The sequence below is a fragment of the Streptomyces sp. NPDC015345 genome, assembly GCF_043078805.1.
Lineage (GTDB): Bacteria > Actinomycetota > Actinomycetes > Streptomycetales > Streptomycetaceae > Streptomyces.
Genome location: NZ_JBIBTX010000002.1, coordinates 1 through 14,443, shown reverse-complemented (window position 1 = coordinate 14,443; position 14,443 = coordinate 1). Strand labels below are relative to the sequence as shown.

Annotated in this window: 6 protein-coding genes, 1 tRNA gene and 1 rRNA gene; 2 read left to right on the top strand and 6 right to left on the bottom strand. The window is 69.2% G+C overall.

Going from position 1 to position 14,443, the window contains the following annotated elements; translation table 11 throughout:
- Nucleotides 1-23: 23 nt before the first annotated feature.
- The 3 genes from ACF062_RS06505 to ACF062_RS06495 all read right to left on the bottom strand — a co-directional run bounded on the left by ACF062_RS06505 (nt 24) and on the right by ACF062_RS06495 (nt 9,409).
- Nucleotides 24-2,807 (bottom strand): DNA translocase FtsK, encoded by a 2,784-nt coding sequence (locus ACF062_RS06505; protein ID WP_392136604.1) that lies wholly within the window; start codon nt 2,805-2,807, stop codon nt 24-26.
- Between the two features lie 163 nt (nt 2,808-2,970).
- Entirely contained in the window at nt 2,971-3,654 is a 684-nt protein-coding gene (locus ACF062_RS06500; protein ID WP_223777136.1) for a two-component system response regulator, read from the bottom strand.
- A gap of 244 nt (nt 3,655-3,898) precedes the next feature.
- Nucleotides 3,899-9,409, bottom strand: a complete 5,511-nt coding sequence (locus ACF062_RS06495) for a HAMP domain-containing protein (RefSeq protein ID WP_392136600.1) — start codon at nt 9,407-9,409, stop codon at nt 3,899-3,901.
- Nucleotides 9,410-9,680: 271 nt separating this feature from the next.
- Between ACF062_RS06495 and ACF062_RS06490 the strand changes: the two genes are divergently transcribed.
- On the top strand, nt 9,681-12,365 hold the full coding sequence (locus ACF062_RS06490; RefSeq protein ID WP_392136598.1) for a SpoIIE family protein phosphatase: 2,685 nt from the start codon (nt 9,681-9,683) through the stop codon (nt 12,363-12,365).
- Between the two features lie 103 nt (nt 12,366-12,468).
- On the opposite strand, the gene ACF062_RS06485 is transcribed toward ACF062_RS06490, so the two are convergent.
- Nucleotides 12,469-12,541: transfer RNA gene (locus ACF062_RS06485), tRNA-Thr, on the bottom strand.
- A gap of 116 nt (nt 12,542-12,657) precedes the next feature.
- On the opposite strand from ACF062_RS06485, the gene ACF062_RS06480 reads away from it, so the two are divergent.
- On the top strand, nt 12,658-13,575 hold the full coding sequence (locus tag ACF062_RS06480; protein WP_392136595.1) for an alpha/beta hydrolase family esterase: 918 nt from the start codon (nt 12,658-12,660) through the stop codon (nt 13,573-13,575).
- Here ACF062_RS06480 and ACF062_RS06475 read toward each other — a convergent pair.
- Together ACF062_RS06475 and rrf are read right to left on the bottom strand one after the other, a co-directional pair.
- A complete protein-coding gene (locus ACF062_RS06475) occupies nt 13,572-14,234 on the bottom strand; it encodes a DegT/DnrJ/EryC1/StrS family aminotransferase (RefSeq protein ID WP_392137662.1) in 663 nt (220 codons plus the stop codon). The genes ACF062_RS06480 and ACF062_RS06475 overlap by 4 nt on opposite strands.
- 115 nt (nt 14,235-14,349) lie before the next feature.
- Nucleotides 14,350-14,443: ribosomal RNA gene (gene rrf / locus ACF062_RS06470) — 5S ribosomal RNA — on the bottom strand; the annotation flags it as partial.

Here is a 14,443-nt window from a genome sequence, read left to right as displayed (position 1 = left end):
GAAACGGTTGCCTCCCGGATTCCTCAGGGCTGAGCCTCCCCGCGGATCACGGCGAGCACTCCGTCCAGCTCATCGGGCTTCACCACGACGTCACGCGCCTTGGAGCCCTCGCTGGGGCCCACGATGGAGCGCGACTCCATGAGGTCCATCAGCCGTCCGGCCTTGGCGAAGCCGACGCGTAGCTTGCGCTGGAGCATCGACGTGGACCCGAATTGAGTGGATACGACCAGCTCAGCGGCCTGACACAGCAGGTCGAGGTCGTCGCCGATGTCCTCGTCGATCTCCTTCTTCTGCTTGGTGCCGACGGTCACGTCCTCGCGGAAGACGGGGGCCATCTGGTCCTTGCAGTGCTGGACCACCGCGTGGATCTCGTCCTCGGTGACGAAGGCGCCCTGCATTCGGGTGGGCTTGTTCGCCCCCATCGGCAGGAAGAGGCCGTCACCCTTTCCGATGAGCTTCTCCGCGCCCGGCTGGTCGAGAATGACGCGGCTGTCCGCGAGCGAGGAGGTCGCGAAGGCGAGCCGCGAGGGGACGTTCGCCTTGATCAGGCCGGTCACGACGTCCACGGAAGGCCGCTGGGTGGCGAGCACCAGATGGATGCCGGCGGCGCGCGCGAGCTGCGTGATGCGCACGATCGAGTCCTCGACGTCGCGGGGCGCGACCATCATCAGGTCGGCGAGCTCGTCGACGATCACCAGTAGGTACGGATAGGCCTGAAGCTCCCGCTCACTGCCCTCGGGCGTCTTGAGCTTGCCCTCACGCACGGCCTGGTTGAAGTCGTCGATGTGCCGGTAGCCGAACGCGGCCAGGTCGTCGTAGCGCAGATCCATCTCGCGTACGACCCACTGGAGCGCCTCGGCGGCCCGCTTGGGGTTGGTGATGATCGGCGTGATCAGGTGCGGAATGCCCTCGTACGCGGTGAGCTCGACGCGCTTGGGGTCGACGAGGACCATCCGTACGTCCTCCGGGGTCGCCCGCATCATGATCGAGGTGATCAGACAGTTGATGCAGGACGACTTACCGGAGCCGGTGGCTCCGGCGACCAGGATGTGCGGCATCTTCGCCATGTTGGCCATGACGTAGCCGCCCTCGACGTCCTTGCCGAGCGCGACCAGCATCGGGTGGTCGTCCTCGGCCGCGTCCGCGAGGCGCAGCACGTCGCCGACGTTGACCATCTCGCGGTCGGTGTTCGGGATCTCGATGCCGACCGCGGACTTGCCGGGGATCGGCGAGATGATCCGCACGTCCGGGGAGGCGACCGCGTACGCGATGTTCTTGGCCAGCGCCGTGATCTTCTCGACCTTCACGGCGGGGCCGAGCTCGATCTCGTAGCGCGTGACGGTCGGGCCGCGCGTGAAGCCGGTGACGACCGCGTCGACCTTGAATTCCGTGAACACGTTCGTCAGGGAGGCCACGACCGCGTCGTTGGCCGCGCTGCGCGTCTTGCCGGGGCCGCCGCGCTCCAGGAGGTCGAGGGAGGGCAGCGCGTACGTGATGTCGCCGGCGAGCTGAAGCTGCTCGGCGCGCGCCGGCAGTTCGCGCGGGGTGTCGGGCGCGGACTTGGTGAGGTCCGGCACGACGCCCTCGGTGGCCGCCTGCGGCTTCTTCTTGAGCTTGCCGGGCACGGGGGCGTCCGTGGCGCGCGCGGGCGGTACAGGAGCCGTACGCGCGCGCTCCTCACGCTCCTCACTCTCCTCCCGCTCCCCCGAGACGCCCTGCGTCAGATCGGCGACCAGCGGCGAGGGCGGCATGCCGTGCAGGACGGCGCCGTCCAGGTCGGCGGCCGCGGCGGCCGCCACGTCCACGGCGTCCATGGGCCGGCCGAGCTCCGGCTGTACGGGAGTCCCGCGCGGCCTGCGGCGCTTTGAGAGAGCCTCTTCCTCAATCTGGTCGGGCGCGTACGCGTCGGGGGCGGCGGTGCGCCGCCGCGAGGAGCGCGCAGGGAGGGCCTCGCGCCACTGCTCGTCGTAGCGCTCGTCGTCGTCGGAGAAATCGTCGGCCTCGGGATACGGCTGGATCACGCCCAGCTTGGTGCCGAGCAGCCGCAGGCGCTGCGGGATGGCGTTGACGGGCGTCGCCGTGACGACGAGCAGCCCGAAGACGGTGAGCAGCACCAGCAGCGGCACCGCGAGGATCTCGCCCATGGTGAAGATCAGCGGTGTGGAGGCGCCCCAGCCGATCAGGCCACCGGCGTCCCTTATCGCCTGCATGCCGTCGCTGCGGGCGGGCGAGCCGCACGCCACGTGGACCTGCCCGAGGACTCCGACGACCAGGGCGGAGAGGCCGATCACGATCCGGCCGTTCGCCTCGGGCTGCTCCGGGTGCCGGATGAGGCGTACGGCGATGGCGCCGACCAGCAGAGGAACCAGCAGGTCGAGGCGGCCGAACGCGCCGGTCACCAGGATCTCGACGAGATCGCCGACCGGGCCCCGCAGATTCGACCAGGTACCCGCCGCGACGATCAGGGCGACGCCGAGCAGCAGCAGCGCGAGGCCGTCCTTGCGGTGCGCCGGGTCGAGGCCCTTCGCGCCGCGCCCTATGCCGCGGAACAGCGCGCCGACCGTGTGTGCGATGCCCAGCCAGACCGCGCGTACCAGGCGGTACAGCCCGCTGGTGGGGCTCGGGGCCGGCTTGGGAGCGGGCTTCTTCGCCACCGCCTTCTTGGCCGGGGCCTTCTTCGCGGGCGCCTTCCTTGCCGCGGTCTTCTTCGCGGGCGGCCTGCCTGCGGCCTTCTTCACCGGAGCCTTCGTCGGCGCGGCCGCCTTCTTCGCGGGCGTCTTCTTGGCTGCGGGCTGACGTGAGGCCATGGGTGTGAGGTTACCGTTGTCGACCACTGTGGACACGTGTGCCCTCCCCCGAGTTCTCGACTTCGCTCGAACAGGGGGACCCCCACCGTCACCCGTTCGTGTCGCCCTTGAGGACGCGGTGAACTGACGGGGGCTCACCGGGTCCGCGTGGCGACGCGCCGCGTCAGTTCTGCGAGGGGACCGAGGGGGCGCCGCTGCCGGTACCTGGTTCCAGGGCGTCAAGAGCCCGGCGCAGGCCGGTCAGTTTGCGTTCGAGATGGGCGGCGGTGGCGACCGCGGCCGCGTCCGCCGACTCGTCGTCCAGCTGTTTGGAGAGCGCCTCGGCCTGTTCCTCGACGGCCGCGAGCCGCGCCGACAGCTCGGCGAGCAGCCCCGCCGGCTCCTTGGCGTCGCCCGCCGAGGCCTTGCCGCCGCCTTCCAGCTGGAGACGCAGCAGCGCCGCCTGCTCCCGCAGTTGGCAGTTCTTCATGTACAGCTCGACGAACACCGAGACCTTCGCGCGCAGCACCCACGGGTCGAACGGCTTGGAGATGTAGTCCACCGCTCCCGCCGCATAGCCACGGAAGGTGTGATGCGGTCCGTGGTTGATGGCGGTGAGGAAGATGATCGGGATGTCCCGGGTCCGCTCCCGCCGCTTGATGTGCGCGGCGGTTTCGAAACCGTCCATTCCTGGCATCTGCACGTCCAGCAGAATGACCGCGAAGTCGTCCGTGAGTAGTGCTTTGAGCGCTTCCTCCCCGGACGATGCCCGCACCAGTGTCTGATCGAGCGCAGAGAGGATGGCCTCCAGCGCCAGCAGATTCTCCGGCCGGTCATCGACCAGGAGGATCTTGGCCTTCTGCACCATGGCCCGCCCTCCTCGCCCCGGCGAAACACCGGGCGCCGCCCCAGAGGACGACTCCCTTGCGCCGCCCGTCCTTGTGCCGGTCATGGTAGCCGCACCCCGCCCGTCGCCACACCCTGTCACCGCGATGTCACTGTGCACGTAGCAGAAACGCGGTGGGAGACCAGAAGGTTCCCCGAATACCGCGGTTCTACACGACTCCGGCCACACTCTGTCAGCAACTCCGTGTGACGAAGCCGGTTCTCGGTCATTGACCGCGCATCCACTGCTCCATCACCGACAGCAGATGATCCGGATCGACCGGCTTCGTGACGTAGTCGGAAGCTCCGGAGTCGATCGCCTTCTCCCGGTCGCCCTTCATCGCCTTCGCTGTGAGCGCGATGATCGGGAGCCCCGCGAACTGCGGCATCCTGCGGATCGCCGTCGTCGTCGCGTACCCGTCCATCTCCGGCATCATGATGTCCATCAGAACGACCGTCACGTCGTCGTGCTGCTCCAGCACTTCGATGCCCTCGCGGCCGTTCTCCGCGTACAGCACCGACAGGCCGTGCTGTTCCAGGACGCTGGTGAGCGCGAAGACGTTGCGGATGTCGTCGTCGACGATCAGCACCTTCTCGCCCTCGAAGTGGAAGCCCGGCCGCGCGGCCGACGCCTCCTGTCCCGCGGGCCACTGCTCCTGCGGCCTCTGGTCCTGGCCGCCGGCCACCGGCTGCGCGGGCGGCTGTTCCGCCACGGACATCCCGGACGCCGCGGCCGCCGCGCGCCGACGGCGCCGCAGGAGCGCCGCCGGGCCCGTCTGCGGCTCCTGCGCCGCCGCGCCGGCGAGCTGCGTAGGGGCCTCGGGGCCCGTCGGACCGCCCTCCGCGGCGGGCAGCTCCGCCGTGGCGCGCGGGGGCGCGAGCTGCGCGTAGCCCTGGGGAGGCAGTTCGCTCGGGTGCAGGGGCAAATAGAGCGTGAAGGTCGAGCCGCGGCCCGGCTCGCTCTGGGCGTAGATCTCGCCGCCGAGCAGCCGTGCGATCTCCCGGCTGATCGACAGGCCGAGGCCGGTGCCGCCGTACTTCCGGCTGGTCGTCCCGTCGGCCTGCTTGAACGCCTCGAAGATGACCCGCATCTTGCTGGCCGCGATGCCGATGCCGGTATCGGTGACCGAGAAGGCGATCAGGTCGGCGCCCGCGTCCCGCAGCGAGCCCGCTTCCAGGAGCTGCTCGCGGATCGCGTTGGGCACGTCGTTGTTGGCGTGCCGGATCACCAGCTCGACCGCTCCGGAGTCGGTGAACTTCACCGCGTTCGACAGGAGGTTGCGCAGCACCTGGAGGAGGCGCTGCTCGTCCGTGTGCAGCGTCGCGGGCAGCTCCGGGGAGACGCGTACGGAGAAATCGAGCCCCTTCTCCGCGGTCAGCGGGCGGAACGTGGCCTCTACGTAGTCGACGAGTTGCACCAGGGCGATGCGCGTCGGGGAGACGTCCATCTTGCCGGCCTCGACCTTCGACAGGTCGAGGATGTCGTTGATGAGCTGGAGCAGGTCCGAGCCCGCGCCGTGGATCGTCTCGGCGAACTCCACCTGCTTCGGGGTGAGGTTCGAGTCGGCGTTGTCGGCGAGCAACTTGGCCAGGATCAGCAGGGAGTTGAGCGGTGTGCGCAGCTCGTGCGACATGTTCGCCAGGAATTCGGACTTGTAGCGCATCGAGACCGCGAGCTGCTCCGCGCGCTCCTCCAGGACCTGCCTGGCCTCTTCGATCTCGGTGTTCTTGACCTCGATGTCGCGGTTCTGCTGGGCCAGCAGCTCGGCCTTCTCCTCCAGCTCGGCGTTGGAGTCCTGGAGCGCCTTCTGCCGGCTCTCCAACTCGGCCGAGCGTTCGCGCAGTTGCTCGGTGAGCTCCTGCGACTGCTTGAGCAGCACCTCGGTCTTCGTATTGACGCTGATGGTGTTGACGCTCGTCGCGATCATCTCGGCGATCTGGCTGAGGAAGTCCTTCTGGATCTGCGTGAAGGGCTGGAACGCGGCCAGCTCGATCACGCCGAGGACGGTCCCTTCGAAGAGCACCGGCAACACGATGACCTGCGCGGGCGGTGCCTCACCGAGGCCGGAGGCGATCCGCAGGTAGCCGGAGGGCGCGTTCTCCACGAGGATCGTGCGCCGCTCCTTGGCGGCCGTGCCGATCAGCGTCTCGCCGGGCCGGAAGGACGTCGGCATGGAGCCCATCGAGTAGCCGTAGCTGCCGAGCATGCGCAGCTCGTACGCGTCCTCGTTCTCGCCCCCGAGATCCTTGGCGTCGTCCGTGGGCATCGCCAGGAAGAACGCGCCGTGCTGCGCGGAGACCACCGGCGTCAGCTCGCTCATGATCAGCGAGGCGACGTCCTCCAGGTCCCGGCGGCCCTGCATCAGCCCCGAGATCCGCGCGAGGTTGCCCTTGAGCCAGTCCTGCTCCTTGTTGGCCAGGGTGGTGTCGCGGAGGTTGGCGATCATCGTGTTGATGTTGTCCTGGAGGACCTGGATCTCGCCCGCCGCGTCGACCTCGATCTTGAGGTTCAGATCGCCCCGGGTCACCGCGGTGGCGACCTTGGCGATGGCACGCACCTGCCGGGTGAGGTTTCCGGCCATCTCGTTCACGGACTCGGTGAGGTCGCGCCAGGTGCCGTCGACGTCACGCACGCGTGCCTGACCGCCCAGCTGCCCCTCCGTGCCCACCTCGCGGGCGACCCGGGTGACCTGCTCGGCGAAGGACGACAGCTGGTCGACCATCGTGTTGATGGTGGTCTTGAGCTCCAGGATCTCGCCCCGGGCGTCGATGTCGATCTTCTTGGTGAGGTCGCCCTTGGCGATCGCGGTGGTCACCATCGCGATGTTGCGGACCTGCCCGGTCAGGTTGGACGCCATCGAGTTCACCGACTCGGTGAGGTCCTTCCACGTACCGGAAACGCCCGGCACGCGCGCCTGGCCGCCGAGGATGCCGTCCGTGCCCACCTCGCGGGCCACGCGCGTGACCTCGTCGGCGAACGAACTCAGCGTCGTCACCATGGTGTTGACCGTGTCGGCGAGCTGCGCGACCTCGCCGCGCGCCTCGACCGTGACCTTCTTGGTGAGGTCGCCGTTGGCGACCGCCGCCGAGACCTGGGAGATGTTCCGCACCTGGCTGGTCAGGTTGTTGGCCATCAGGTTGACGTTGTCGCTCAGGTCCTTCCAGATGCCGGTGACTCCGGGCACCCGTGCCTGGCCGCCGAGCTGCCCCTCGGTGCCCACTTCACGGGCCACGCGCGTGACCTGCTCGGCGAACGAGGACAGCTGGTCGACCATGGTGTTGACGGTCGTGACGAGTTCGAGGATCTCGCCCTTCGCGTCGACGGTGATCTTCTTGGAGAGGTCACCCATGGCGACAGCCGTGGTGACCTCGGCGATGTTCCGCACCTGGAGGGTGAGGTTGTTCGCCATGCCGTTCACGGACTGCGTCAGGTCCTTCCAGGTGCCCGAGACGCCCTGCACCTCGGCCTGGCCACCGAGGATGCCGTCGGTGCCCACCTCGCGGGCGACCCGCGTGACCTGCTCCGCGAAGGCCGAGAGCTGGTCCACCATCGTGTTGAGGGTGTTCTTCAGCTCCAGGATCTCGCCGCGCGCGTCCACGTCGATCTTCTGCGACAGGTCACCGCGCGCCACCGCCGTGGCGACCTGCGCGATATTGCGCACCTGGGCCGTGAGGTTGCCCGCCATGCCGTTCACGGAGTCCGTCAGGTCACGCCACACACCTGCCACGCCCGGCACCTGCGCCTGACCGCCGAGGCGCCCCTCGGTGCCCACCTCGCGGGCCACTCGGGTCACCTGGTCGGCGAAGGCGGAGAGCTGGTCGACCATCGTGTTGATGGTGTTCTTCAGCTCCAGGATCTCGCCACGCGCGTCGACCTCGATCTTCTGGGACAGATCACCGCGCGCCACCGCCGTCGTCACCTGCGCGATCTGACGCACCTGCGACGTCAGGTTCCCGGCCATGAAGTTGACGGAGTCGGTGAGGTCCTTCCACGTACCGCTCACGCCGTCCACGCGCGCCTGGCCGCCGAGCCGGCCCTCGGTGCCCACGTCGCGCGCCATCCGCGTGACCTGGTCGGCGAAGGACGACAGCTGGTCCACCATCGTGTTCACGGTGTTCTTCAGCTGGAGCATCTCTCCGGAGACGTCCACCGTGACCTTCTGCGACAGATCGCCGTTGGCCACCGCCGTCGTCACCTGCGCGATGTTGCGCACCTGACCGGTGAGGTTGCGGAAGGCGGTGTTCACCGAGTCGGTGAGGTCCTTCCACGTACCGGCCGCGCCCTGCACCTGCGCCTGGCCGCCCAGCTCACCCTCGACGCCGATCTCCCGCGCCACCCGCGTCACTTCGGAACCGAAGGCGGAGAGCTGATCCACCATGGTGTTCACGGTGTTCTTCAACTCGAGCATCTCGCCCGCGACGTCGACGGTGACCTTCTGCGACAGATCGCCGTTGGCCACCGCCGTCGTCACCTGCGCGATGTCCCGCACCTGCGTGGTGAGGTTGCGGAACACCGTGTTGACCGAGTCCGTCAGATCCTTCCAAGTGCCCGCCGCTCCCGGCACATTGGCCTGACCACCCAGCTGCCCCTCGGCACCGACCTCGTTCGCCACCCGGGTGACCTCGTCCGCGAACGTACGCAGCGTCTCGGTCATCTGGTTGATCGTCTCGGCGAGCTGGGCGACCTCGCCGCGCGCGCTCACCGTGACCTTCCGCGACAGGTCACCGTTGGCGACCGCCGTGGTCACCTCCGCGATGCCACGCACCTGGGCGGTGAGATTGCCGGCCATGAGGTTCACCGAATCGGTGAGGTCCTTCCACACGCCCGCCACACCTGGCACCTGCGCCTGGCCGCCGAGCTCGCCCTCCGTACCGACCTCGCGGGCGACGCGCGTCACCTCGGAGGAGAACGAGGAGAGCTGGTCCACCATCGTGTTGACGGTGTTCTTCAGCTCCAGCATCTCGCCCGCGACGTGAACCGTGACCTTCCGGGACAAGTCACCCTTCGCCACGGCCGTCGTCACCAGCGCGATGTCCCGTACCTGCGCCGTCAGGCGGTACGCCATGGTGTTGACCGAGTCCGTGAGGTCCTTCCACGAACCGGACATCCCGCGCACCCGGGCCTGCCCGCCCAGCTTGCCCTCCGTACCGACCTCGCTGGCCACCCGCGTGACCTCGTCGGTGAAGGTGGACAGCTGATCGACGAGGTTGTTGACGGTACGGCCGACCTTCAGGAACTCCCCGCGCAGCGGATGACCGTTCCCGTCCGCCCCTTGCGCCCGCAGCTCCATGCGCTGCTCCAGGTCACCCTCCGCCACCGCGGACAGGACCCGGCCGACCTCGGAGACGGGACGTACGAGATCGTCGACAAGGGCGTTCGACGCCTCGATCGCGGCCGCCCACGAGCCCTCGCTCGCTCCGCCCTCCAGCCGTTCCGTGAGTTTTCCCTCACGTCCGACCATGCGCCGGACCCGCGAAAGCTCACCGGTGAGGTGCAGATTCCGGTCGGCGACCTCGTTGAAGACCGCGGCGATCTGCGACATGACGTCGTCGCCGGAGACCGTGAGCCGCTTACGGAAATTGCCGTCCCGCATCGCCACCAGGGCCGCGAGCAGCCGGTTCAAGGCCGCCGCGTCCACGGAAGCAGTCGCCCCATTGCGCGGTTTGCGCTGTTTGTTCAGGGACTGTCCGTCTTTCGCGCGCGTCTTAGTGCCCCGCGTCGCTGCGCCAGACTCCACTGTGTCCCTCCCGCAAGGGTTGACCTACTGCTTGGGCTGCTCGAGCTGCCTTCATGAAGCCTGCCCAGTGTTTCACCATGGCAGAACCAGGCCATAACAGTTCGGCAGCTTCGCATACCGTCCGCACCCCTCCGGGCGGAAAGACCGACGACCGGCATCAGCATGGACGGCGAAGGTAAGTAACCTTGCATCCGGCTGTCCAACCACCCCGGTCCTGCCCGGCCAGGGCGGTGGTACACGAACAAGCGGGCATCGGAGGGGCGGCCGCACCATGGGTTCGGGAGAACTGGGCGTCGAGACAGTCGAAACTGTCGAAACTCGTACGAGGAGTGCTGTGATCACCGCGCGTGCGGCTGCGACCTTCGACCCCGTCGGACGTTCCGTCGCGACGGCCCGCTCCTTCGTGCGCGACACCCTCCAGGGCTGGGGGTTCTCGGACATCATCGACGACGCCGTCGTCCTCACCAGCGAGCTGGTGACCAACGCCGTGGTGCACGCCGGCACGGCCGCCGACGTCCTGTGCCTGCGCAGCGAGGACGCCGTACGCATCGAGGTCTCCGACCGCTATCCGGAGCGCGAGATCCCGCTCCAGCAGTCCTCCGTGAACATGGGCAGCCCCGACCGCGAGGGCGGCCGCGGCCTCCAGCTCTGCGCCGCGCTCGCCACCCGCTGGGGCGTCGACTACACCCCCACGCACAAACTGGTCTGGTTCCAACTCGACCTCCCCCACCGCTCGGTGGGCACCCGCACCGCGGGCCCCGCCCTCCCGGCCGACCTCCTGCCGCTCGCCGACGGCAGAGTCCGCGTCGCCGTGATCCAGATCGACCGCGCGGGCGCGATCAACGCCTGGAACGAGGACGCCGAGGACCTCTTCGGGTACGCCGCCGAGCAGGTCATCGGAAAGCCCCTGAACGACCTGGCGGCCTGGCCCCACACCCCCGGCACCAGCACCGGCATCGCCGAGGCCCTCCAGCTCTCCCGCTGGGAGGGCAGCTACGGCATCCGCGGCTCCCACGGCCGCGTCATCCCCGTCTACGCCTCCCACCTGCGCGTGCGTGACAACGAGGGCGAGCCGTCCACGGTCTGTCTCCTCGTACGCGACGACGAGCGCGCCGTACTGCAGACCCCGCTCCGCGGCGCGACCCCCGAGCAGGGCACCCTCAGCGAGCCGAACGCCACGGACCCCTTCGAGGTCTTCATCGGCTCCCCCGCCCCCGAGGACCTCGACGGCCTGCTCCAGCGCACCGTCGAACGCGCCCGCGACATGCTCGACGGCGACGCGGCCTTCCTGCTCCTGGCCACCGACGACGAGACGGAGTTGGAGGTCCGCGCCTCCACCGGCCTGCCCTCGGCCCGCCAGCGCTTCGCCCGCGTCCCCGTCGAGGCGGGCCCCGGGCGCTACGGCTCGGCCCGCATGCCGGCCGTCCACGAGGACCTCACCCTCGTCCCCGGCGCCGTCCCGCTGCTGGGCGGCACGGGCATGCGCTCCGTCGTCACGGTCCCCCTCAAGGTCGAGGGCCGTCTCACCGGCTCCCTCGGCGTCGCCGCGGAGGCCCCCGACCGGTACTCGAACGAAGAAGCCCTGCGCCTCCAGTTCGCCGCCGACCGCATCGCCCTCGCCGTGGAGTCCGCGCGCCTCGGCGAGCTGGAGCGGCTCCGCCGCGGCTCGCTCTCCTTCCTCGTCGAGGCCTCCGACCTCCTTGCCGGCACCCTGGACCGCGACCAGACCCTGGCCCTCATGGCCCAGATGACGGTCCCGACGCTCGCCACGTGGTGCGCCGTCTACACCATCGCCGACCAGTCCGCCGAGCCCTACCTCTCGTACGTCCTGCACGAGGACGAGGAGCGCATCGACGGCCTCAAGGCCCTCCTCTCCAAGATCGCCCCGCCCGACCCGGTCCCCACCCCGGGCGCCCGCGTCTGGGCCGCGCCCTCGGAGGCCGCCCACCAGGCGGCGCTGCGCACGTCCATGCGCAGCCTGGGCCTCGGCGAACCGATGACCCTGGGCTCCGGCATCGGCACCACCTTGTCCACGGCATCCGCGGTGGGCGGCGAGACGGTGGTCCTGCCGCTGGTGGCCCGCAACCGCGTCATCGGCATGCTCACGCTCGGTAAGCCCTCCGACGAGCACTTCCGCCAAGAGATCCTTGAATTGGCCGAAGATCTCTCCCGCCGGGCGGCCCTGGCCCTGGACAACGCCCGCCTCTACTCCGAGCGCATGGCCATCAGCCAGTCCCTGCAGCGCAGCCTGCTGCCGCCCGGCCTTCCGCAGATCCCGGGCGTGGAGGTCGACGTCATCTACCGCGCGGCCGGCGAGGGCAACGAAGTCGGCGGCGACTTCTACGACCTCTTCCCCATCCGCGACGGCGCGTACGGCTTCGCGATCGGCGACGTCTGCGGCACCGGCCCGGAGGCCGCCGCCGTCACGGGCCTCGCCCGGCACGCCCTGCGCCTGCTCGCCCGCGAGGGCTTCGGCGGCCCCGCGGTCCTGGAGCGCCTGAACGCCGCGATCCTCGACGAGGGCGCCCGCAGCCGCTTCCTGACGCTCCTGTACGGCGAGTTGTGGCCCCAGGAGGACGGCTCCGCGGTCCTGAAGATCGTCTGCGCCGGCCATCCGCTGCCGCTGCGCCTGCGCCAGGACGGCACGGTCGAGCCGTACGCCGAACCGCAGCCGCTGCTCGGCGTCATGGACGACCTCGAACTGTACGAGCAGACGATGACGCTCGACCCGGGCGACGTCCTGCTCTGCGTGACCGACGGCGTCACCGAGCGCCGCGAGGGCACCCGCATGCTCGGCGACGACGGCCTCGCGGACGTCCTGACGACCTGTACGGGCCTGACGGCCGGCGCGGTGGCGGCCCGCATCATGCGCGCGGTGGAGCGCTTCGCGTCGGACGCCCCGTCCGACGACATGGCCATCCTCGCGATGCGCGTCCCCGGCCTCGACAAGGACTGAGCGCTCCGGGGGCACCTCCAGGCACCCCGGACCACGGCACGGCGAGCAACGCCTGAACGCGAAGAAGGCCTCCGCCCAACCGGGCGGAGGCCTTCATTTATTGAGCCCCCAAGCGGAATCGAACCGCTGACCTTCTCCTTACCATGGAGACGCTCTACCGACTGAGCTATAGGGGCCTGCTGTCCTTCGCGGTTTCCCGCGCGGCAACGGAATAGATCATACCTGAAATCCGCGCCCCTCCGAACCGCCCATTCCTCTGGACCACCTGCCCGGACGCTGTCACCCTGCGCGCATGCCGACCCGACGTACGACACGTCCGCGCTCCGCCGTATCCCTGGCGATCGCAGCCCTGCTCCTGCCGCTCACGGCCTGCGGCTCCGACGCCAAGGAGACCCCGGGCCCGCGCCCCTCGAAGAAGCCGGCAGCCGCGGAGATCCCACGCCCCGGCGACCACAAGGTCACGCTCTCCTGGAAGGGCGAGAAGCGCGTCTACACCGTCCACGCCCCACCCGGATATACGCGTTCCGAGAAGCTTCCCCTCGTCGTCGCCATGCACCCCTATCCGGCTGACGGGAAGGCCATGGCGGCGATCAGCGGCCTGAACGCCAAGGCTGACGACGAGAACTTCCTCGTCGCCTACCCCGACGGACTCAACCGGGGCTTCAATGCCCTCATCTGCTGCGGGACCGAGGACGACGTCGGCTTCATCCGCACGCTCACGACGAGACTGACCAAGACCTGGAACGCCGATCCGTCCCGCATCTACGCCACGGGCATCTCGAACGGCGGCGACATGTCGTACAAGCTCGCGGTGGAGCTACCCGACACCTTCGCGGCCATCGCCCCTGTCAGCGGCGGGTATCTCGGCACCGACGCGGAGAAGGCCTCGTACATGCCGAAGACCCCGGTCTCGGTGATCACCTTCATCGGCGGTCTCGACGAGCACTACGGCGGAATGGACGCGGGCATCGACTCCTGGCAGAAGCGCCTGTCCTGCGATCCTCGCGAACCCCGGAAGCTCAAGAACGACATCAGGAAGACGACCGCCACATGCCGCGACGGCTCGGACGTCATCGTCTATCGACTGCCCGAGATGGGCCACTCCTGGCCGGGTGGGACGGGCGGCAACATGTCCGACCCGCAGGCCGGTGTCGACGCCACCGACCTGATATGGGAGTTCTTCGAATCCCATACCAAGAAGGCGACCTAGAAAGCGGGTTGAAGAAGCCCTCCGAGGGCGTTGCAGGCGGAGACGACGCGTTGAAGGTCGCGCCGCGACATCGACGCGTCGACGGGCAGCGCCAGCGTCTCGTCCGCGGCCCGCTCGGTCTCGGGCAGGCATACATCCCTGCGGAACTGCGGCAGCCGGTGCACCGGAGTCTTCACGGGCACCCAGCAGTTGACTCCCTTGGCCCGTACCGCGCGCGCGAAGGCGTCCCGGTCCGGGCGCCCGTTCCCGGGCACGCGCACCACGTACTGCTGATAGCTGTGCCCCTCACCGCCGTCCGGCGTCATGACTCCACTGAGCCGCCCGCTGAGGTACGCGGCATGCGCCCGCCGACGCTCCATGCCTTCGTACGGAGCCTCCGACTCGCCCTGCTCCAGGACGAGGAACCCTTGCCGGCTCCCCAGTTCCCGCAGGCGCCGTACGTCGGCCTGGCTCCCGAAGCGGTGTACGACGATGACGGCTGCCGTACGCGGGGTCACCACGGCGGCCACGGCGTCAGGGTCGAGGCAGTACGTCGCCGGCTCTATGTCGGCGAAGACCGGCAGCGCTCCGGCCCGGACCACGGCCTCGGCGATCTCGGCATTCCCGTAGGCGGGCACGACGACCTCGTCACCGGTGCCGACACCGGCGGCGCGCAACATTCCAACTGTCCCCATGTCTGCGGATGTTGGCTGCACAACGTGAACGGCAAGTGACGCAAAACAAAAAAGAGCTGGTCCCCGAACCGAAGTTCAGGGACCAGCTCCATCAAGATGAGTTCGGCGGCGTCCTACTCTCCCACAGGGTCCCCCCTGCAGTACCATCGGCGCTGTGAGGCTTAGCTTCCGGGTTCGGAATGTAACCGGGCGTT